Source organism: Sulfitobacter albidus (genome assembly GCF_018200035.1).
GTDB classification, from domain to species: Bacteria; Pseudomonadota; Alphaproteobacteria; order Rhodobacterales; family Rhodobacteraceae; genus Sulfitobacter; species Sulfitobacter albidus.
Genome location: NZ_CP073581.1, coordinates 3407867 through 3429344, shown reverse-complemented (window position 1 = coordinate 3429344; position 21478 = coordinate 3407867). Strand labels below are relative to the sequence as shown.

Below are 21478 nucleotides of genomic sequence, written 5' to 3'. Positions count from 1 at the left end.
CGCGCGGTCCCCGTCATCCGCATCTTGTCTAGCAACAGACACCCACAGCGGAGACACCGACCATGAAACGCACCCTCTTCACCCTCCTTGCCGCAGGCAGCATCGCCACCATCGCCTTTGACGCCTACGGGCAGGGCATCAGCCCCGCCATCGGCATGGCCAAACTCGCCCCCGTTGGCCTTGCCAATGCCACGTTGAACACCGTCTTTGGCAGCGTACCGTCGGGCATGGCGTATCTGCTGCACATGCTCACCGGCACGGTGTTCTATGTTCTGGGCTACTTCCTTGTCGCCCGACCGCTGCAACGCGCCGTGCTGCCACAACTGCACTGGAGCGTGACCGCCGCGCTCTACGGTTTGGGGCTGTGGATCTTTGCGCTTTATATCATGGCACATCTGGTCGCCGGGATGCCCGCCTTCCTTGGCTTCACCGGGATCACCTATGTCGCCCTTTACGGCCACGTCCTCTATGCGCTCGTCGCCGCCTGGGTGATCGAGGCGCACGGCCTGCAATTCGAAGGGTTCCGCCGCCGCGCCACCTGGCTGCCCGCGTAACCGCACCCACGCATCGCCTGCCGCCGCTCCCCGAGGGGGCGGCGGTTTGCATTTGCCGCGCCCTCTGGCACAAACGGCCCATGATCACCCGCAGTCATACCAAGGGGGACGCACCCTCCACCGCGATCTATTCCGACTGCGAGCGCTATCGCTACAGCCTCACCCGCGTCTGGGACAGCACGGCACCGCGCGTGATGTTCACGATGCTCAACCCCTCCACCGCCACCGAAATCGCCAATGACCCCACGATCGAACGCTGCGAGCAGCGCGCGCGGCACTTGGGCTTTGGCGGGTTCAGGGCCACGAATATCTTTGCCCTGCGCGCCACTGACCCGGCGGTGATGAAAGCCGATGCCGCCCCCGAAGGCCCCGACAACGCCGCCACCCTGCGCGCGGGCGCCGCATGGGCCGACACGATCATCGCCGCCTGGGGCGTGCACGGCGCGCACCGCGACCAAGGCGCGCGCGTCGCCGCCGACCTGCGCGCGGCGGGGTACACACTGCACCATCTGGGCCTCAGCAAGCACGGCCACCCGCGCCACCCCCTCTACCTGCCCTACAGCGCGCAGCCGCAGATCTGGACCGCCTGAGGCACGACACGCGGCATTAACCCTTTTCCCCTTACTGTTTTGACGATTCGTCCTAAACCTGTGCGTATAGGGATGAGAAGGACCATTCCGGGGGACGGTTGAATGCTTTGGCTTGCGGGACTTATGGGTATCATGGCGGTGGGCACCGTCGCCTTTGTCGATCCGATGGGCCGCGACGACCAGGACGATGACGACGCCTCCGCGCGCGCCGATATCGACGAGATGGCGCGCACCCTCAGTTCCGGCGACCTGTTTGAACAATCCGACCCCCGTGGCGGCGACGACGACGCCGACCTGCCCCCGCTGGTCGCGGACCCCGCACAGGCGGTCTCCATCGTCGAAGGCTCCGAGGATGGCGATGACCTGACCGGCGATGCGGGCAACCAACGTATCTTTGCCGACGCCGGAAACGATACCGTGCGCGCGGGCGGCGGCGCGGATGAGCTGCGCGGCGGGAGCGGTGACGACGATCTCGACGGTGGCAGCGGCGACGATCTGCTGCACGGCGAGGACGGTGGCGATGCGCTGCGCGGCGGGTCGCAGAACGACGCGCTCTTTGGCCACAGCGGTGCCGACACGCTGCACGGCGATGACGGCACGGACGCCCTGCAAGGCTCTGCCGGGGGCGATTTGCTGTTCGGCGACGCGGGCGACGATGTACTCCAGGGCGGGCTCGACAACGACACGCTGCACGGCGGCACCGGTGCCGATACGCTCTTTGGCGGTTGGGGCGATGACATCATCGACGGCCGCGCGATTGGCGCCGACGGGGCGGATGGTGACGGGGCCGACTACCTTAACGGCGGCGGCGGCGATGACACCATTTTCGCGGGTGCGGGCGATATCGTCACAGCCGGAACCGGCAACGACGACATCGTGCTTGGCCCCTGGGCGCGCGCGGCGGCGGCGGTCGACATCCTCGACTACATCCCCGGAGAGGACAGCGTTGTCCTGATCTGGGACGACAGCGACGACACCTCCGAAGAGCCCACCGTCAACCTGACCGGCGATCCGGAGAATGCAGGCCGCACACTGGTTCTGCTCGACGGTGCGGTTGTCGCGTCAGTCGTGGGTACGGATCTCTCGGCGGCGGATATCGCCCTGATCCCGCAAAGCACCGCCGAAGGGCTAACCCTGCCGCCCGCTGGTTAAATCCCCGATACCCTTTGCCTTTGGCCGCAAACTTTCCTATACGCCGCGAATGCGCGCGAATCTCGTGTGCGCCCTCCACGGGCCTGTGCTGGACGACATCCCGGCCTGCGCCATCACACCAACCTTTCAAAGGAGACCCCGATGTCGATTACACCAGAAGAAAAAGCCCGCCTGATCAAGGAATTCGGCGCCAAGGACGGCGACACAGGTTCCCCCGAAGTGCAGGTGGCCGTGCTGTCCTCGCGCATCGCGACCCTGACCGAGCACTTCAAGACCCACAAAAAAGACAACCACGGTCGCCGTGGCCTTTTGAAAATGGTCGCCACCCGCCGCAAGCTGCTGGACTACGTCCGCGCCAAGGATGAAGGCCGCTATCAGGATCTGATCAAGCGTCTGGGCCTGCGCCGCTAAGCGCACCCCAAACCCGCAGACAAACAAAGCCGCGTTCAACCTTGGACGCGGCTTTTTCTTTGCGCTACGCTTAGGGCCTCACTCTATTTTCAAAGGCTCTTTCACGATGAAATTCTTTCTCACCGCCCTCACCGCCCTTGCCCTTTCCGCCGGTGCCGCCGCCGCGCAAGAGCGCAAGATCGGCAGCTACACCGCGATGATCGGCCCCCAGGACCTTGTCAATTCCAGTGGCAAGCGGCTGACCAGCGCAGGCGCGATCCTCGCGCAGGACCGCGCGAATTATCACCGCTTTGGCATCCGTCAGCAGGGCGATCAGGGTGATCCGTGGTTTGGCGCGCGTGGGCAGCGCGCGGCAATCCCTTCGCTGGTGCAGATGCCCGATTGGGCCGCAAAACGGATCGTGACGCAGGGCGCCTTTGTCTTTGTGACGGTCTACGCCACGCCCGACGGGCAAATGACGCGGCTCCACGTGCAGATCCCGGGCTAGGATACGGGCGTCGCGATTTCGATCGCGGGGCCGCGCGCCTCGATCGCCTCTGCGGCGTCAAACAGGATATCCTCGCGAAACCGCGGCCCCACCAGCTGCGCACCCAGCGGCACGCGGCCCTGCGCGCTTTGCCCAAACCCGGTGAACACCGACAGCCCCGGCAGCCCCATCAACGGCAGCCCCACCTGCGTCAGCTGCGCCTCGATCACCCGCGGGAATTCCGTCAGATCCAACAGGTCGGGAAACGGCGGCTCCGCCGAATTCGGCAGGATCACCACCGGATAGGTCGCGAGGAATTCCTGCCACTCCCGCAGGAACCCCACCCGCGCCTGCATCGCGTCCAGCACTTTATTGAGGTCCGGCACGGGGGTGAGCTTGTGCATCTCGGCCAGCACATGGATCGCATCCGGGTCGTCCTCCTGCACAAAGGCCTCCGCCGCCCCGCGCACCATTTCCGCCAGCCACAGCTGCGCCTGACAGCGGGCGGGCGCGCGCAGCGGCGGGCAGTCCACCTCATCCACGTGCCAGCCCGCGTCGATCAAGCGCGCCGCCGCATCGCGCAACGCCCCCTCGACCAGCGGATCGGTCGCCAGCCCTTCGGGCGTCACGCAGAGCGCCGCGCGTCGAGGGTAGTCGCCCCCCACCAAAGGCGCGGGCACCTGCCAGGGGTCGCGCAGATCCGGCACCGCCATCGCCGCCAGCGACAGCCGCAGATCCGCAACCGACCGCGCGTGCGGCCCCGAGACCGCCATCAGCTGCGCCCCGATGTGCCGGTCGGGCGACGACGGGTTCCACGCAGGCACCCGGCCCAGCGTGGGCCGGATCCCCTGCAACCCGCAGGCATAGGCCGGATAGCGGATCGATCCGCCGATATCTGTCCCGTGACCCACCGCACCGATCCCCGCCGCCGTGGCCGACGCCGCCCCGCCCGACGATCCGCCCGGCGTGATCGCCGCGTTATGCGGATTGCGGGTATGGCCACGCAGCGAATTGCGCGTGAACCAGCGCAGCGAAAAGGCGGGGGTATTCGTGCGCCCGACGACCACCGCGCCCGCGCGTTTGAGGTTGGCCACAACCGGATTGTCCCGCTCGGCCACCAGATCCTTTTGCACCCGCAACCCGTTGGTGGTGGCAAACCCGGCCTGATCGACGTTCTCCTTGGTCGTCACCGGCACGCCTGCCATCGGCCCCAACGCTTCCCCGCGCGCCCGCGCCGCGTCCACCGCCACAGCCGCCGCCAGCGCCGCCGCGTCATCACGTGCCACCACCGCGTTGATTGCCCCGTTGACCGCATCCATGCGCGCCAACGTGGCCTCAGTTACCTCCCGCGCGCTGACCTCGCCCGCCGCGATCATCGCCGCCACCGTGCTGCCGTCCCGTTCCCAGATTTCCATCGCATCCCTCCTGCGTTCCGCGCAGCGTTGCACGGCTTGCACGCCCGCGCAAATCGCCCTACGGATTCGCCCGAACAGGCAGGGAGGCCACCATGACCAAAACAATCGTCAACAGCTGGAACGAATGGGATCCCCTGCGCCACGTCATCGTGGGCCGTGCCGATGATTGCCACATCCCCCCGAAGAGCCCGCGCTAGATGCCAAAGTGCCCGAGGACAGCGACATGCGCGGCCAATGGGGCCGTCGCCCGCAGGAAACCATCGACCGCGCGAACGAATTGCTCGACACCTTTGCGGGCCAGCTCGAAGCGCGCGGCATCCGGGTGGACCGGCCCACGCCCATCGACCATTCCCTGCCCGCGACAACGCCCGATTTCCACACCGACAGCCAATTCGGCTGCATGCCGCCGCGCGACGTGCTGCTGACGGTCGGCTCGGAAATCCTGGAGGCGACGATGAGCTATCGCTGCCGCTGGTTCGAATACCTCAACTACCGCCCCCTCATGCAGCAATACTGGGACGAAGACCCCAATTTCCGGCACGAGGCCGCGCCCAAACCGCGCCTCACCGATGCCGACTATCACCCCGATTACCTCAGCGACAAGATCGGCGACGCCAAACGGCTTGAATGGGCGGCCAAGAAGTTCTTTGTCACCACCGAGGAAGAACCGCTGTTCGACGCCGCCGATGTGCTGCGTTTTGGCCGCGATCTGGTGGTGCAGCACGGGTTCACCACCAACCTCAAGGGCATCGAATGGCTGCGCCGCCACTTCCCCGATCACCGCGTGCACACGGTGAACTTCCCGGGCGATCCCTATCCCATCCACATCGACGCGACCTTCACGCCGCTGCGCCCCGGTCTGATCCTCAACAACCCCCAGCGCCGCCTGCCCGAAGAACAGCGCAAGATGTACAACGACAACGGCTGGGAAATCGTGGACGCCGCGCAGCCCGCGCATAACACACCGCCGCCGCTGTGTTATTCCTCGACGTGGTTGTCGATGAACGTGCTGGTCCTTGATCCCAAAACCGTCTGCGTCGAAAAATCCGAGGTCTATCAGGCCGAACAGATGGACAAGCTGGGCATGGAAGTCGTCGAGGTCGAGCTGCGCGATGCCTACGCCTTTGGCGGCGGGCTGCACTGCTGCACGGCGGATGTCTACCGCGAGGGCGGTTGCGAAGACTACTTCCCCAGCCTGTCGGCCTGACACACCCCTTGGCCGCGCGCCAAATGCGTGTACCCTGACCCCATCGAAGGGGAGAGGGACCACCATGCGCGCAGCCATCATCAAGAGTTTTAGCCAAGACCTCGTGATCGAGGAGGTTGCAGACCCCGACTGCCCCGAGGATGGCGTGGTGCTTGAGGTGGCCGCCTGCGGCGTCTGCCGCTCGGATCATCACGGATGGGTCGGGGGGCATCCAAAGGTGTTTCCGGGCCAGATCCTCGGCCACGAATACTGCGGCACCGTGGTGGCCGCAGGGCCGCGCGCCAAATACAGCGTTGGCGACCGGCTGATCGCCCCCTTCATCCTGTCGTGCGGCGATTGCCCGGCCTGCGCGCGCGGCGTGTCGAACACCTGCGCGCAGGCGCTGACACCGGGCTTTGGCACGCCGGGCGCCTACGCGGAATTTGTCGCCGTGCCCTTTGACCACAATCTCGTACCCCTGCCCGACACGCTCACGCCTGCGCTGGCCGCCGGGCTGGGCTGCCGCGTCACGACAGCGTGGCACGCGCTAACCGACCGCGCTGCGGTGCAGGCGGGCGAATGGGTGGCGGTGCACGGCACCGGTGGGATCGGCCTTGCCACGCTGCTGCTCGCCAAATCGCTCGGTGCGCGGGTGATCGTCGTCGATGTCGTGCCCGAAAAGCTGACCCATGCGCTGGGTCTGGGCGCCGATGCCGCCGTCAACGCGGCCGAGGTCAACGCGGCGCAGGCCATCGTGGAGATTACCGGCGGCGGTGCCGATGTCTCGGTCGAAGCCTTGGGGATCGCGCAGACCGCGAATGCCTCGGTCGACTGTCTGGGGATGCTGGGCCGTCACGTGCAGGTCGGCTTGCCCGCAGGCTCCGGCAGGATGGAGATCAACATGCGCGCGATCTATTCCAAGCAACTGGCGTTCTTTGGCACCCGCGGGATGCCCTCGTGGAAATACCCGCGCCTGTTGGACATGATCGCCCGCGGCGCGGTCGACATCTCGCCCATGCTCGCACGCCAGATCCCGCTGTCAGGCGCCAGCGCCGAGCTGCACGCCATGGACGGCCCCACCGCGCCCGGCACCGCCGTCATCACCGATTTCAGCCGCTAAATCGGCATATTGTCGAACATCTCGTCAAACGCATCCTCGTCGAGCTTGCGACGCAGGCGCCGCACCCGGTCAACCAGCGGATCGCCCCGCTGAATGGCGTGTTGCAGAACCCGCCCCAGATCGGCGCGCAACCGCAGATGCTGCCCCGCCCCGGGTGCATCCGCCCGCCGTTCCAGCGCGCGCAGGGTTTCAACCAATTCCGGATCGCTATCCTTCAGTCGCATTTCACGTCCTCCTCCGCTGATTCCCTTTCCAGTCTAGCGCCCGGGCAGAACGAGAGGGTAAATCCCCAGCCTCAACCTGTGGGTGTATCCGCAACCCCCCGCCGACCGCGCGGTCGTGTCCCTTCCCAAACACCGCAATCTGCTGTAGTGCCAAGAAATCTGAGAGCCGGCGCCCGGACCGCAGCGCCGTCAAAAAAAGATACTGCGGTCGGGGGGAATACGCCCCCCACGTTAATGGCCCGAAAGGCCGACAAGGATACGATATGTTTACTGAGACTAAGAAAAGCATGCAGTGGGGCGAAGAGACGCTCACACTGGAAACAGGTAAGGTCGCCCGTCAGGCCGACGGCTCCGTCATCGCCACCTACGGTGAGACCTCCGTCATGGCCAACGTGACGTTCGCGCGCCAGCAGAAACCGGGGCAGGATTTCTTTCCGCTGACCGTGCACTACAACGAAAAATACTACGCCGCGGGCAAGATCCCCGGCGGCTTCTTCAAGCGTGAGGCCCGCCCCACCGAGAAGGAAACACTGACAAGCCGCCTGATCGACCGTCCGATCCGCCCGCTGTTCGTGCCCGGCTTCAAGAACGAAGTGCTGGTGATGTGCACCGTGCTGAGCCACGATCTGGTCAACGATCCCGACATGGTCGCGATGATCGCCGCCTCGGCTGCGCTGACGCTGTCGGGCGCGCCCTTCATGGGTCCGATCGCCGCCTGCCGCGTGGGCTATGAGGATGGCGATTACATCCTCAACCCCACCGTCGACGACATGCAGGATCTGCGCCTGAACCCCGATCAACGCCTCGATCTGGTCGTTGCCGGGACCAAAGACGCCGTGATGATGGTCGAATCCGAAGCCTACGAGCTGACAGAGGCCGAAATGCTGGGCGCGGTGAAATTCGCGCATGAGCAGATCCAGCCCGTCATCGACCTGATCATCGATCTGGCCGAAGACGCCGCGAAAGAGCCGTTTGACTTCCAGCCCGACGACTACTCCGATCTCTCCGCCGCCGTGAAGGCCGCAGGCGAGGACGAGATGCGCAAAGCCTTCGCCATCGGCGACAAGCAAGAGCGCACCGCCGCCGTTGCCGCCGCGCGTGAGACGATTAAATCCAAACTCACCGAAGAGCAGCTCGAGGACAAGAACCTCGGCTCCGCGATGAAAGGGCTTGAGGCGTCGATCCTGCGTGGTGACGTGGTCAAGACCGGCAAGCGCATCGACGGTCGCCGCACCGATGAAATCCGCGACATCGTCAGCCAAACGGGCCTGCTGCCCCGGACCCACGGCTCCGCGCTCTTCACCCGTGGTGAAACGCAGGGTCTGGTCGTGACCACGCTGGGTACCGGCGACGATGAGCAATTCATCGACGCGCTGCACGGCAACTTCAAATCCAACTTCCTGCTGCACTACAACTTCCCGCCCTACTCGGTTGGTGAAGTCGGTCGCGTGGGCCCTCCGGGCCGTCGTGAAATCGGTCACGGGAAACTCGCGTGGCGCGCGCTGCAGGCTGTCCTGCCCGCCTCCACCGATTTCCCCTACACCATCCGCGTCGTGTCCGAGATCACCGAATCCAACGGCTCCTCCTCGATGGCATCGGTCTGCGGCGGCTCGCTGTCGATGATGGACGCGGGCGTTCCGCTGAAATCCGCCGTGGCCGGTGTGGCCATGGGTCTGATCCTCGAAGACGACGGCTCCTACGCGATCCTGTCCGACATCCTGGGGGATGAGGACCACCTGGGCGACATGGACTTCAAAGTGGCGGGTACCGAAAACGGCATCACCTCGCTGCAGATGGACATCAAGGTTGCGGGCATCACGCCCGAGATCATGGAAAAAGCGCTGGCACAGGCCAAAGACGGTCGGATGCACATCCTCGGCGAGATGTCCAAAGCGATCACCGGTGCCGCCGAATTCTCCGAGCACGCCCCGCGCATCGAAACCATGCAGGTGCCCACGGATAAAATCCGCGAAGTCATCGGCTCGGGCGGCAAGGTCATCCGCGAGATCGTAGAAGTCTCCGGCGCCAAGGTCGACATCAACGACGACGGCATCATCAAGATCGCCAGCCCCAACGGCGACGCGATCAAGAAAGCCTACGACATGATCTACTCCATCGTGGCCGAACCCGAAGAGGGCAAGGTCTACACCGGGACCGTGGTGAAAATCGTCGACTTCGGTGCCTTCGTGAACTTCTTTGGCAAGCGGGACGGCCTTGTGCACGTCTCCCAGATCGAAAACCGCCGCTTGAACCACCCCTCCGACGTCCTCAAAGAGGGCCAGGAAGTGAAGGTCAAACTGCTCGGCTTTGACGATCGCGGTAAGGTGCGCCTGTCGATGAAAGTCGTCGATCAGGAAACCGGCGAAGAAGTCAAAAAGGAAGAAGCCGAGGGCTGAACCCTCCCCCTTCTTGCGTAAAATCATCGAAGGCCCCGGGCGATTCGCTCGGGGCCTTTGTCTTTCGCGGGCCGGCCTGAAAATACCGGCACACAACATCTGCCCACTGCGCACAAAAGTTGCACATCATGCATCCGACTATGGCGCAATCGGCACGGTTAGGTTTTTACGACTCCGCGCCATGCAACCTTTAGGCTAGTCTTTCGTTAATAGATTTGAGAACGAAACTTTACGGGAGACACTGCCATGTCACTCTTCAACCGACGCACATTTCTTGCCACCGGCGCCGCGACCGCTCTTTCCGGTCCGGCTCTCGCCTCTGCCAGCACCTATGTGGTGCCGGATCATCTGAAACCCCGCATCGTGGATATCAAATCCCAATTCCGCCCCGGCGAAATCCACGTCGACCCGGGCCAATTCGCGCTCTACTGGACGCTGCCTGGCGGCGAGGCGATCCGCTATCCCGTGGGCATCGGCACCGATCAGCGCTATTCGGCGGGCACTTTCACCATCAAACGCAAGGCCGAGTGGCCCCGCTGGACCCCGACCAAGGCCATGATCCGCCGCGAGCCGCACATCTATGCCCAGCACGCCGCCGGCATGGCAGGCGGTGGGGCAAACCCCTTGGGCGCGCGCGCGCTCTATCTCTACCGCGGCGGGCGCGACACCTATCTGCGCATCCACGGCACCCCCAAACCCCGCACGGTCGAGGCGCGCGTGTCCAACGGGTGTGTGCGCATGATCAACGAACACGTCATCGACCTGTATAATCGCGTACCCAACGGCACCCGGGTGGTGCTGCACTAAATCCCACCCGGCGTCGTTTTATTCGATCACCCTCGCGTGATCCGCATCACGTTTTGCCTTCGGCTTCGTGAAAAAGCGTTAAATGACAATGCATTCGCGGGGCGTCATGTCTTGCACATCAACCATGTGCAAAGGACGCCCCATGAAACCCCTCTCCCTCTTCACTGCCGCAACAGTCGCGCTTTGCGCCACGGGTGTTGCCGCGCAGGACAGCTACGCCACCGTTTTCGGCGGTTATTCCGATCTGCGCGACCCGACATTCAGCGGCGTCATTACGCCTCCGGGTGGCCAACAATCCATCACGTCCGACTTTGGATCCGGCTTCAGCTTCGGTATCGCGCTCGGAACCGAGATCGCCAGCCTCTCCACCCCCTCCATCGGCGTGCGCGGCGAGCTTGAGCTGTCGTATTCCGACAGCAACGTCGATGGCCTGGGCTTCTCCGGCAACGGGCCAGACGCCGAAAACAACGTCGCCGGTGACATCACCTCAACCCGCCTTTTCGCCAACGTCCTCGCAGATGTGCGTACCAATGGCGCTTTCACGCCCTACTTCGGCGCAGGCATCGGCGTCGCACGCACCGATCTGGGCCTCAGCTACGGGGCCGCACCCGGCGCGGTCAACGTCGACGACAGCAGCACAAACTTCTCGGCCCAACTGATCGCAGGCACCAGCTATGCGCTGCGGGACGGCGTCAGCCTGTTCGGCGACGTACGTCTGATCCGCGATTTCGACGTCACCTCGGATCGTACCAGCCCTGCGGGCTTCACCGGGGTGGTCAGCGACGACATCGACACGACAAACGTCAATTTCGGCGTGCGCTTCAACTTCTGAAACGCAAAAGGCCCGCCAGTCGCGGCGGGCCTTTCCAATCCCTGCAAAGGCCGGATCAATCCTTCAGCTTGGTCGTGCGCAGATAGGGTAACACCTTGGTGAACTCCCCGAATTTTGCCGTGGCGTCGTCGTCCGATACGGTCGCCGGAATGATCACATCATCGCCCACGTTCCAGTTCGCGGGTGTCGCCACCCCCCGCCCGGCCGAGGTCTGCAACCCGTCCAGCGCGCGCAATACCTCGGCAAAGTTGCGCCCGACGGTCATCGGATACGTCATCGACAGCTTCAGCTGCTTGTCCGGCCCGATGATGAACACCGAGCGCACCGTGGCACTGTCCGCAGGCGTGCGCCCGTCTGGCAGATAGGCCTCAGCGGGCAGCATGTCGAACGCCTTGGACACCTCCAGCCCCGCATCCGCGATAATCGGGAACCCGGCGGCAGAGCCTCCAACGGTCTCGATGTCGCCCTTCCATCTCTTGTGATCCTCGACGCCGTCGACGGAAACGCCGATCACCTTGGTCCCGCGCTTTTCCCATTCATCGGCCAGCTGCGCCACCGCCCCGAATTCGGTGGTGCACACGGGTGTGAAATCCTTCGGGTGCGAAAACAAGATCGCCCAGCTGTCGCCGATCCAGTCATGCAGCTTGAAAGTGCCCAGATCCGTCGTGACCTCAAGATCGGGGATTGTATCGTTGATGCGCAGTGCCATGTGTCTCTCCATTCGTTATCTTTTTACAAACCTAGTCACTCAACACCGCAACCCCAACCCCCGTTACCACAAGGGCGCAAAGCCCCCTGCACCCTTTCAAAAATACCTAAATCCCGACCGCAGCCCCAAGCGCCTGCGCTCAAAACGGCACATCCGCGCGCAGCTTCATCGACCGCCCGCCATCGGGATGCTTGAACCGCAGCTCCTGGCTGTGCAGCATCAGCCGCGGATACTCCGCCGCGGGCCCCTCCGCATAGAACGGATCGCCCAAGATCGGATGCCCCAGCGCCAGCATGTGCACCCTCAGCTGGTGGCTGCGCCCGGTGTGCGGCGTCAGCCGCATCCGCGACGTTTCCCCGTCGCTGCCCAGAACGTGCCAGTCGGTCTGCGCGGGCTTGCCGGTCTCGTGGCACACCATCTGGCGCGGCCGGTTCGGCCAATCCACGATCAGCGGCAGATCCACCGTGCCCGATTTCTCCACTGGCCGCCCCAGACGCGGGCAACATAAGTCTTGCGGGTCATGCGCTTTTCGAACTGCAGTCCCAGATGCCGCTGCGCGTGCGGGGTCATCGCGAATATCATCACGCCCGAGGTATCGCGGTCCAACCGGTGCACCAGCAGCGCATCAGCAAAGGCCGCCTGCACCCGCGCCAGCAGGCAATCGGCCAGATCCGGCCCCTTGCCCGGCACCGACAACAGGCCCGCAGGCTTGTCGACCAGCAACACCTGATCGTCCAGATGCAGCACATTCAAGGGCGTGTCGGGCGGGGAATACGTGGCGTCCATACCCGCCCCTATCGCGCGCGCGGGCTTTGTTTTCAACCCGCCCCGTGCAATCCTGCGCGCAACAGACGGAGAGCCCCATGCATCCCACCATCCAGAAATTCCACGATCTGGTCCTCGCCCACGATCACGACGGTGTGCCCGCGCTTATGGCCGAGGATGTGCGCTTTCAGCCGCCGACCTATTGGGCCACGTGGAACGGGCGTGCGGCGGTGGGCGCCGTGCTTGCCCACGTCAATCAGGTCTTCACCGATTTTCAATACCGCCGCGTGATGGGCGCGGGCAACGACTGGGCGCTTGAATTCCAGTGCAAGGTGGATGGCCTTGATTGTGTGGGCGTCGATCTCATCACCCTCAACGACGACGGGCTTATGCAGGAATTCGAGGTCGTCATGCGCCCCTACAAGACCATCGGCGCCCTGCGCGCGGCAATGAACGCCCGCGTCGCCGCCGATCCGGCCTTTGCCGAACACAAATCCGCGCTCAGCTAGGCTCGGCCCGCATCTGCCGCAGCATTGAGCCGGTATAGATCACTAGCGACAGCCAGATCAGCGGGAACGCAATCGCCCGCGCCCGCCCGAACGGTTCGTCAAAGACGAACACGGCGGTGAGGAAAATCATCGTCGGCGCGATGTATTGCAAAACGCCGATGGTCGACAGGCGCATCAGCTTGGCCCCATTGGCATAGCACATCAACGGCACCGCCGTGACCACGCCGCAGCCCAGCAACAACCACGTATCGCGCGCGGATCCAGCCGCAAAATGACCCGCGCCGGTCGCGCCCAGATAGGCCACCCACCCAAGCGCGGGCACCAGCAGGATCAGCACCTCCAGCACAAAGCCCTGATTGGGCCCGATGGGCAGGCTCTTTTTCGCCAGCGCATAGAACCCCCAGCTGAGCATCAGCCCGAACGCGACCCAGGGCGGACGGTCGGCATCCACAACCAGCACCAGCACGGCCACACCCGCCAGCGCAATCGCCACCAGCTGCGCCCGGCTCAACCGCTCGCCAAGCAGCACGGCGGCAAGAAACACGCTGAACAGCGGATTGATGTAATAGCCAATCGCCGCATCCACCGTCTGCCCCACCGAAATGGCCCAGACATAGATCCCCCAGTTGATCGAAATCAGCGCCGCCGTGACACAGCCCATCACCAGCATCCGAGGGGACCGCAACGCCTCGCGCAGCGCCGCCGTACGCCCGATGGCCACCAGCACCGCCAAGGCAATCGGCAGCGACCAGATCACCCGATGCGCAACAATCTCGACCGGCCCCAGATGGCTCAGCATCTTCATATACAGCGGCAGAAACCCCCACAGCACGTAGGCCGTCAGGGCAAAGGCAAGCCCCTGCGGCGTGTCACGGTCCTGCGCGGGCGGAGAGGGTGGGGCGTTTCGCATGGCCGCACCGTGACCCCTGCGCCCCGCGCCCGCAAGCGATCAATTGTACTGCTACACCGCAGCCTCACCACACGCGGCGACCTCACGCGTACCCCGTTATGCGCCCGGACTTGCCGTAAGCCCGATAGACCGATCCCTGTACGCGCCCGCAACCGCGGGATATGCTGAGTCCATGTCCGACGATCTTGATGCATATTCCGCCGCCGACCGCAGGCGTATCAACCGCACCGCCCGCCGCAATGCCGGGCGCGAAGTGGCGCTCATCCTGTCGGCAGGTTTTGCCGCGATCATGGTGACCACATTCTTTTTCGCGCGCTATACGTTCCTGCCCATCGCCGCGATGCTTGGTATGCGTGAAACCATCGTCTGGATTGTACTTTCCGGGAGTATTGCGGTTCTCTGGGCGCTTGTGCACCGCGCGATCGCCGCCCCGCGCATTGCCCGCGCCCGCGCGCTGGATTCCGCGTTCCTCTATGCCTATCAGGACGCCCGCAAGCGCGAGCGCGCCGACAAGACGGCGATATAAACCGGCTCCCTACGACCCCAGGTAGCCCGCAACAATCGCGACGAACGCCCCCAGATGCACGACCATGATCGCCCGGTCGCGCCACATGAACCCAACGGCAAACCACAGCGCGATTCCCACCACAAAGGCGGCGACATTCCACGGCACCACGTTCAGCCCCGTCAGCCCGTAACCCACCAGCTGCACCACCGTGGCCACCCATTTGACGACGTCGACGGGGGCCATGCGGGCGGGCGCGTGGCTCAAACCTTCACGCGTTCGCTGGTGGGATCATACATCGGCTTCAGCGACGCCTCCGCCCGCACCCGCGTGCCCATCACGTCGATCTCGTAGGTCGAGGCCAGCACATCCGCAGGCTTTTCACCCGGGCACGGCACATATCCCAGCCCCATCGCACCGCCCAGCGCGTGCCCGTAGGCGCCCGAGCTCAGATAGCCCACGATCTCCCCGTCGCGCAGCACCGGCTCGTTGTGATACAGCAGCGGCTCGGGATCCGTCAGGCGGAACTGCAGCAGGCGGCTTTGCAGACCCGTCTCTTTCTTCTCCAGCACCGCCGCGCGGCCGATGAAGTCCGGCTTGGCGGTTTTCACGGCAAAGCCCAGCCCCGCCTCAAGCACGTGATCCTCGGAGGTGATATCGTGCCCAAAGTGGCGGAAGCCCTTTTCCATCCGGCAGGTGTCCATCATGTGCATCCCGCACAGGCGCATCCCGAAATCCTGACCGGCTTCGGTCAATGTCTCGAACACGTGGCCCGCCTGATCGGCGCTGACGTAGACCTCCCAGCCCAGCTCGCCCACGTAGGTGACGCGGTGCACACGGGCCAGCCCCATGCCGATCTCGATCTCCTGCGCGGTGCCAAAGGGGTTCACCGCATTGGTGAAATCATTGGGGCTGACGGCCGACAGCAGATCGCGCGCACGCGGCCCCATCACGGCCAGCACGCCCTCGCCTGCGGTCACATCGGTGATGACCACGTTGAAATCGCCCTGATGCCGCCGCAGCCAGGTTTCATCCGCCAGCCGTGTGCCCGCAGGGGTAACGACCAGATAGGCCGTCTCTGACAGGCGGGTGACGGTCACATCCGCCTCGATCCCACCGCGCGGGTTGAGGAATTGGGTATAGACGATCTTGCCCACCGGCACCGAATAGTCCCCGCCGCCGACATAGTTGAGGAAGGCTTCGGCATCGCGCCCCTCAACCCGGATCTTGCCGAAGGAGGACATGTCGTACATGCCGACATTCTGGCGCACCGCCATGTGCTCCTCGCGCACGTTGTCGAAAAAGTTCTGGCGGCTCCAGGAATACTCATAGGTTGGATCCTGTGCCTCGCGCGCAAACCAATTGGCCCGCTCCCATCCCGCAAGCTCACCCATGACGCCACCGCGTTCGATCAGGTGGTGGTGGAACGGCGTGCGCCGCACGCCCCGCGCCGTGGCCTTTTGCCGGTAGGGAAAGTGATCGGCGTAAAGCAGCCCCAACGTCTCGCTCGACCGCGCGCGCAAATAGGTGCGGTTGCCCTGAAACGGCTGCATCCGGCTGATATCCACATCGCCCAGATCGAAGGGCTTGTGCCCCTCGTCCATCCACTGCGCCAGCGCCATACCCGCGCCTCCCGCCGACTGGATCCCGATCGAGTTGAACCCGGCGGCGACCCAGACATTGTCCATCTCAGGCGCAAGGCCAAGGTGGTAGGCATCATCGGGGGTAAAGCTTTCGGGCCCGTTGAAGAATGTATGAATCCCGGCTTCGGCCAGCATCGGCAACCGTTCGACAGCACGCTCCAGGATCGGCTCGAAGTGGTCGAAATCCTCCGGCAGCTGGTCGAATTCAAAATCCTTCGGAATATCCAGTGTCCAGGGCTTGGCCACGGGCTCGAACGCGCCCAGCAGCATCTTGCCCGCGTCCTCCTTGTAGTAGGCACATTCATCCGGCACCCGCAGCACCGGCAGCTGCGTCAGGTTCGGGATCGCTTCGGTCACGATATAGAAATGCTCACACGCGTGCAGCGGCACGTTCACGCCCAGCATCCGGCCCAGCCCGTGCCCCCACATGCCGCCGCAGTTGACGACCATCTCGGCGCTGATGTGGCCGCTTTCCTCCTCGCTTTGCCAGTCGACGCCAGTGATACGGCGGCCCTCACGGGTCACGCCCGTGACCTCACACCGCTCGATCACCTTGGCGCCGCGTTGCCGCGCGCCCTTGGCCAGCGCCAGCGCGATATTGGCCGGGTCTCCCTGCCCGTCCTTGTCGAGGTACACCGCCCCCGTCACCCCCTCGATGTTGAGGTGTTCATAGCGGGCCTTGACCTCTGCCGCGCTGATCTCCTCGACGTCCACGCCAAAGGCACGCGCCATGGCCGCCTGGCGCAGGATCTCCTCGCGCCGCTCCTCGGTCAGCGCCACGGTGATCGACCCGCAACGCTTGAAGCCCGTGGCGACGCCCGTCTCTTCTTCCAGCGTACCGTAGAGCTCTTGGCTGTACTTCGCGAGCCGCGTCATGTTCTTGCTGGACCGCAGCTGCGCAATCAGACCTGCCGCGTGCCACGTGGTCCCCGATGTCAATTGGCGACGTTCCAGCAACACGACATCTTTCCACCCCAGCTTGGTCAGATGGTAGGCCACCGAACAACCGATAACACCGCCGCCAATAATGACGACACGCGCGTGAGAGGGGACATCTGCCATGGGTCTTTCCTTAATCGGGCGCAAACAAGGGTGCGCGGTTTGTTGGTGCTCCCCCCGCAAAGGGAGAGCCGTTTGTCAGGGGGCCCAACGTCTCAGACGATGGTATGCCCCGCGTCGCGCAGCCGGCGCGCGATTTCCTCGATATGCGCGGGGCTAACCTCGCAGCAGCCGCCGACGATGGTGGCTCCGTGATCGACCCATCCCAGCACATGCGCGGCGTAGGCCTCCGGCGTGAAATCCCGCCGCATCTTCAGGGCGTCGACAGTCGGTTCGGGGCCGAGGAATTTCTCGGTGATTACCTCGAAGCCGTTTGCATAGGCGCCGTAGGGCAGCCCGGCGCCCGCCAGAATATCCAGTGCCGCCGGGATCGCTTCGGGGGCCGAACAGTTCACCAGCACCGCGTCACCGGGGGCTGCGGCCATCGCCTCTGCCAGCGCCTCACCCGAGCGAAGCCGCGTGCCGTCGGCATCATCCACGCTAAAGGCCATCCACACCGGCTTGCCCGTCGTGCGTGCGGCGGCCAGCACATCGCGCGCCTGCGCGATCGAGACGACGGTCTCGCAGATCAGCAGATCGCAGCTGGGCGCCAGCAACGCGGCAACCTCGGCAAAGAGCGCCTGCGCCTTTGCTCCGTCCTCGGGGTGCAGATCGGGGCGGTAGGACGCGCCCAGCGGGCCGATCGCGCCCGCAATCCGCGCAGCACCGCAGCCCGCAACCTCGCGCAGGGCCATGGCGTGCAATCCCTCGAACTGATCCTCGATCCCGGCTGACACCAGCCGGTCGCGGTGGATCGCATAGGTGTTCGTGGTGGCCACCGTGGCGCCCGCGCGGGTGAAATCCCCGTGCACCTCACCCACCAGTCCGGGCCGATCGCGCATCACCTGCGTCGACCACAGCGGCGTGGGGCGATCACCCGCCCGGTGCACCAACTCCTGCCCCATACCGCCATCCAGCAGAACTACGTCACTCATCTCGGTATCCTCTCAGTCAGGGCCGCGCCGCGCAGCGGCGCCCCCTTTGGCGATGGCCGCAGGCCAGCGGGGAGGCGGGTGGGCCCCCCGGCCAAAACAGGCGCAAACGCATCCTATGCGCGGATCCGCTCGTTCGCGGGATCCCACATCGGCGCGTCGTCCTGCACCACGGCCCGGTGCCGCGCGCCAAAGACGTCGACTTCCAGCGCGGTGCCTGCTTCCAACAAATCGCTGCGCAACATGCCCAGCGCGATGCACTTACCGGTCCGGTAGCCCATCGCACAAGAGGTCACTTCGCCCACGATCTCCTCTCCGTGGTAGAGCGCCGACATATAGGGCGCATCCGCCTCACCCGGCTCAACCTCCAGCGTGACAAACCCCTTCTTGCGGCCTTGCTGCTTTTCGGCCAGCAGCGCCGCCTTGCCGGGGAAATCCTGCGGCTTGTCAAAGCGGATGAACCGCTCCAGCCCGCCCTCAAGCAGGGAATAGTCGGTCGACAGATCGCCCTTCCACGCGCGGTATCCCTTTTCGATCCGCATCGAGTTCAGCGCGTACATGCCGAACGGCACCGCCCCCGCCGCCAGCACCGCGTCATAAAGCGCCGGGATCGCGTCAAAGCCTGCGTGGATCTCCCATCCCAGTTCACCGGCAAAGGACACCCGCGCCAGCATCACATCCGCGCCTGCCACGCGCGCGTTCTGGATCGACAGCCAGCCGCTGCCCAGATCCGCATCCGTGCCCATCGCCTCCAACACGTCCCGCGCCTTGGGGCCGGTGACGATCAGCGTCGAGAATTCCGTCGTGCGGTCCGTCAGGCTCAGACCCTCGGGCAGCGCATTGTTGAGAACGTCGAAATCGTGCCACTGCGCCGGGGCGGCGGTGATCAGCGTAAACTCATCCTCGCCGTGGCGCATGATCGACATCTCCGTCAGGATCCGCCCTCGGCTGTCCGGGAAATAGCCCAGCGTCATGCGCCCCGCCTTGGGCAGCGCGCCCGCGATCCGGGTGCGCAGGAATTCCGCCGCGCCTTCGCCGCTCAGGCTGAACCGCGAAAACCCCGGCAGATCCAGTACACCAACGCCATCGCGCACCGCCTCGACCTCGCGCTTGATCGCGACCTCCCAGGGCCCCGCCCGGTCCCATGTCTGCGTGGTCTCTTCAGAGGTATCCTCGCCCGGCTTGGCAAACCAGTTCGCCCGCTCCCAGCCGTTGTAGGCGCCCATCTGCCCACCCAGCTCGCGCACCTTGGCATCCACAGCCGACAGCTTCTTGTCGCGGCCCGCGGGCCATTCGTGGTGCGGGAAGTGCATGGCGTATTCGTGGCCGTAGGTCTCCAACGCCTTGGACAGGCAATAGTCGTGATCGGCGTAATCGGTATAGCGGCGCGGATCGACCGACCACATGTCCATCTCTGTCTCGCCGTGCATGATCCATTCGGCCAGCACCTTGCCGGCCCCCCCGCCCTGCGCGATGCCAAAGGTGAACGAATGCCCCTCGAACGCATTGCGCACGCCCGGCATGGGTCCGATCATCGGCAGCCCGTCGGGCGCGTAGGGGATCGGCCCGTTGATGTTGCGCTCCACCCCGCCCTCGCCCAGAAGCGGCAGGCGCGCCATCGCATCCTCGATGTAGAACTCCAGCCGCTCCAGATCGTCGGGGTACAGCTGGAACGAGAAATCCTCCGGCATCGGATCCTCGGGCGTCACCCAATGCGCCTTGCAGTTGCGCTCGTAGGGGCCAAGGTTCAGGCCGTGCTTGTCCTGCCGCAGGTAATAGCTGATGTCGGGGTCGCGGATCATCGGCATCTTCTCGCCGCGCTCCTTGGTAAAGGCTTCCAGCTCCGGCAGCTGTCCGGTCAGGAAATACTGGTGGCTCATCACCACCATCGGCACGGTGCGCCCGCCAAAGGGTTTGAACATCTCGCCCACGCGCTGGGCGTAATAGCCCGCGCAGTTGACCACGAACTCCGCGCGGATCTCGCCCTTGGGCGTCTTGACGATCCATTCGTCGCCGTCGCGGTCCAGCCCCTCGACGGGGCAGAACCGCTCGATCCGCCCGCCCGCATCGCGCGCGCCCTTGGCCATCGCCTGCGTCAGCTGCGCGGGGTCGATGTCCCCGTCCAGTGGATCCCACAGGCCGCCCGCCAGATCATGCGTTTCCATGAACGGGTTGTGTTCGCGCAGCTCGTCGGGGGTACAGACATCCATCTGCAACCCCTGATAGGCGGCCTGCGATGCGATCTTTTCGAATTCCTGCATGCGCTGTTTGCTATGCGCCAGCCGGATCGCGCCGGTGACGTGGTAATTCATCGGATAATCCACTGCATCCGACAGCCCACGATACATCTCCAGCCCGTAGCGCTGCATGTTCATCACCGCCCAATTGGGCGCAAAGTTCGGACAGTTACCCGCCGCGTGCCAGGTGCTCCCCGCCGTCAGCTCGTTCTTTTCCAGCAGAACGCAATCTTTCCAGCCGGCCTTTGCCAGATGATACAGCGTCGAGGTGCCCACGGCACCGCCGCCGATGATGACCACGCGGGCCGTTGTTGGAAAATCAGACATGAAAGCCTCCCGGTTCTGAATGATGCGGCAGCACGAGACCGCCGGTATTGGAAAGGGCCACGCGCACGGTCACGCCCGCCCCGGGGTCGAGGCCGCGCCAAGGGCGAGGCCGTAAAGAATGAAACACGCGCCCATCGCGCGCCGCACCCAGACGTTGAACACCGCCCCCAGCGCCGCACGGCCCAGACCCGCGCCCAGCGCGGTAAATCCGGTGTAGCTCAGCGCGGTAAGCGTCAGCGCCGTGGGCACGATCACGACCATCTGGCTCCAGATCGGCACATCGGGCTGCACGAATTGCGAGAACGCGGCAAGGTACCCCGCGACGCTCTTGGGGTTGATGACGGCAATCGCCAGCGCGCGGCCATAGATGCGTCCCGCCGGTTGATGCGCCAGTGTCACCGGGCGCGCGGCGTTCAGGATACCGCGCACGCCCAGCACGATCAGCACGCCCGCCCCGATGAACTTGGCCACGGCAAAGCCCGTCGGAGAGGCCGCGATCAGCGCCGTGATCCCCAGCGCCGACAGCCCCAGAAACAGCGTCGCCTGCGTCAGGATCGCCGCCACCCCCACCAGCGCACGGCGAAAGCCCAGCGTCATGCCGTTGTTGATGCAATTGACGGCGTTGGGCCCCGGCGTGGTGACGAACACGGCCCAGAACAGGACGAATATGATCCACGCGTCCCCGCTCAC

At 64.9% G+C, this 21478-nt stretch carries 20 protein-coding genes and 2 pseudogenes; 12 read left to right on the top strand and 10 right to left on the bottom strand.

Going from position 1 to position 21478, the window contains the following annotated elements; genetic code table 11:
• Positions 1–62: 62 nt before the first annotated feature.
• From KDD17_RS16800 to KDD17_RS16780, 5 genes are all read left to right on the top strand, one after another.
• On the top strand, positions 63–554 hold the full coding sequence (locus tag KDD17_RS16800) for a hypothetical protein (RefSeq protein WP_212704704.1): 492 nt from the start codon (positions 63–65) through the stop codon (positions 552–554).
• Positions 555–634: 80 nt separating this feature from the next.
• Entirely contained in the window at positions 635–1144 is a 510-nt protein-coding gene (locus KDD17_RS16795; RefSeq protein ID WP_212704703.1) for a DUF1643 domain-containing protein, read from the top strand.
• A 102-nt stretch (positions 1145–1246) separates the two neighbouring features.
• Positions 1247–2296, top strand: coding sequence for a calcium-binding protein (locus tag KDD17_RS16790; RefSeq protein WP_212704702.1), 1050 nt, complete (start codon positions 1247–1249; stop codon positions 2294–2296).
• A gap of 141 nt (positions 2297–2437) precedes the next feature.
• Entirely contained in the window at positions 2438–2707 is a 270-nt protein-coding gene (gene rpsO / locus KDD17_RS16785) for a 30S ribosomal protein S15 (protein WP_212704701.1), read from the top strand.
• Between the two features lie 106 nt (positions 2708–2813).
• On the top strand, positions 2814–3194 hold the full coding sequence (locus tag KDD17_RS16780) for a hypothetical protein (RefSeq protein ID WP_212704700.1): 381 nt from the start codon (positions 2814–2816) through the stop codon (positions 3192–3194).
• Here the strand turns inward: KDD17_RS16780 and KDD17_RS16775 are convergent.
• On the bottom strand, positions 3191–4588 hold the full coding sequence (locus KDD17_RS16775) for an amidase family protein (RefSeq protein WP_212704699.1): 1398 nt from the start codon (positions 4586–4588) through the stop codon (positions 3191–3193). The two genes, KDD17_RS16780 and KDD17_RS16775, sit on opposite strands and share 4 nt — an antisense overlap.
• Before the next feature lie 92 nt (positions 4589–4680).
• On the opposite strand from KDD17_RS16775, the pseudogene KDD17_RS16770 reads away from it, so the two are divergent.
• Both KDD17_RS16770 and KDD17_RS16765 read left to right on the top strand, forming a co-directional pair.
• Positions 4681–5795 (top strand): annotated as a pseudogene (locus KDD17_RS16770) (serine/threonine protein kinase).
• A 64-nt stretch (positions 5796–5859) separates the two neighbouring features.
• Complete coding sequence (locus KDD17_RS16765) at positions 5860–6894, top strand: zinc-binding dehydrogenase (RefSeq protein ID WP_212704698.1); 1035 nt, start codon at positions 5860–5862, stop codon at positions 6892–6894.
• On the opposite strand, the gene KDD17_RS16760 is transcribed toward KDD17_RS16765, so the two are convergent.
• Positions 6891–7118 (bottom strand): hypothetical protein, encoded by a 228-nt coding sequence (locus KDD17_RS16760; RefSeq protein ID WP_212704697.1) that lies wholly within the window; start codon positions 7116–7118, stop codon positions 6891–6893. The two genes, KDD17_RS16765 and KDD17_RS16760, sit on opposite strands and share 4 nt — an antisense overlap.
• Before the next feature lie 263 nt (positions 7119–7381).
• Here KDD17_RS16760 and pnp point away from each other — a divergent pair, with 263 nt between their 5' ends.
• The 3 genes from pnp (at position 7382) to KDD17_RS16745 (ending at position 11153) form a co-directional block, all read left to right on the top strand.
• Positions 7382–9514 (top strand): polyribonucleotide nucleotidyltransferase, encoded by a 2133-nt coding sequence (gene pnp, locus KDD17_RS16755; protein WP_212704696.1) that lies wholly within the window; start codon positions 7382–7384, stop codon positions 9512–9514.
• A gap of 246 nt (positions 9515–9760) precedes the next feature.
• Positions 9761–10321 (top strand): L,D-transpeptidase, encoded by a 561-nt coding sequence (locus tag KDD17_RS16750; RefSeq protein ID WP_212704695.1) that lies wholly within the window; start codon positions 9761–9763, stop codon positions 10319–10321.
• 142 nt (positions 10322–10463) lie between these two features.
• Positions 10464–11153 carry an outer membrane protein gene (locus KDD17_RS16745; protein WP_212704694.1) on the top strand — a complete coding sequence of 230 codons (690 nt, stop codon included), beginning with the start codon at positions 10464–10466 and terminating at the stop codon, positions 11151–11153.
• A 55-nt stretch (positions 11154–11208) separates the two neighbouring features.
• On the opposite strand, the gene KDD17_RS16740 is transcribed toward KDD17_RS16745, so the two are convergent.
• Together KDD17_RS16740 and KDD17_RS16735 are read right to left on the bottom strand one after the other, a co-directional pair.
• Positions 11209–11862, bottom strand: a complete 654-nt coding sequence (locus KDD17_RS16740; protein WP_212704693.1) for a peroxiredoxin — start codon at positions 11860–11862, stop codon at positions 11209–11211.
• Positions 11863–12001: 139 nt separating this feature from the next.
• Positions 12002–12648: pseudogene (locus KDD17_RS16735) on the bottom strand (RluA family pseudouridine synthase).
• Between the two features lie 77 nt (positions 12649–12725).
• Here KDD17_RS16735 and KDD17_RS16730 point away from each other — a divergent pair.
• Complete coding sequence (locus KDD17_RS16730; protein ID WP_212704692.1) at positions 12726–13136, top strand: nuclear transport factor 2 family protein; 411 nt, start codon at positions 12726–12728, stop codon at positions 13134–13136.
• Here the strand turns inward: KDD17_RS16730 and rarD are convergent.
• Positions 13129–14046: an EamA family transporter RarD gene (gene rarD, locus KDD17_RS16725; protein WP_212704691.1), complete on the bottom strand. Its 918-nt coding sequence runs from the start codon at positions 14044–14046 to the stop codon at positions 13129–13131. The two genes, KDD17_RS16730 and rarD, sit on opposite strands and share 8 nt — an antisense overlap.
• 172 nt (positions 14047–14218) lie before the next feature.
• On the opposite strand from rarD, the gene KDD17_RS16720 reads away from it, so the two are divergent.
• Complete coding sequence (locus tag KDD17_RS16720) at positions 14219–14572, top strand: hypothetical protein (protein WP_212704690.1); 354 nt, start codon at positions 14219–14221, stop codon at positions 14570–14572.
• A gap of 9 nt (positions 14573–14581) precedes the next feature.
• Here the strand turns inward: KDD17_RS16720 and KDD17_RS16715 are convergent, their stop codons facing one another.
• From KDD17_RS16715 to KDD17_RS16695, 5 genes are all read right to left on the bottom strand, one after another.
• Positions 14582–14818, bottom strand: a complete 237-nt coding sequence (locus tag KDD17_RS16715) for a DUF6552 family protein (RefSeq protein WP_348541469.1) — start codon at positions 14816–14818, stop codon at positions 14582–14584.
• Positions 14815–17256: a GcvT family protein gene (locus tag KDD17_RS16710; RefSeq protein WP_212704689.1), complete on the bottom strand. Its 2442-nt coding sequence runs from the start codon at positions 17254–17256 to the stop codon at positions 14815–14817. The genes KDD17_RS16715 and KDD17_RS16710 overlap by 4 nt, the downstream gene beginning before the upstream one ends.
• Positions 17257–17348: 92 nt before the next feature.
• Positions 17349–18227, bottom strand: a complete 879-nt coding sequence (locus tag KDD17_RS16705) for a homocysteine S-methyltransferase family protein (RefSeq protein ID WP_212704688.1) — start codon at positions 18225–18227, stop codon at positions 17349–17351.
• Between the two features lie 113 nt (positions 18228–18340).
• Entirely contained in the window at positions 18341–20788 is a 2448-nt protein-coding gene (locus tag KDD17_RS16700) for a GcvT family protein (RefSeq protein ID WP_212704687.1), read from the bottom strand.
• Positions 20789–20857: 69 nt separating this feature from the next.
• Positions 20858–21478, bottom strand: coding sequence for a LysE family translocator (locus KDD17_RS16695; RefSeq protein WP_212704686.1), 621 nt, complete (start codon positions 21476–21478; stop codon positions 20858–20860).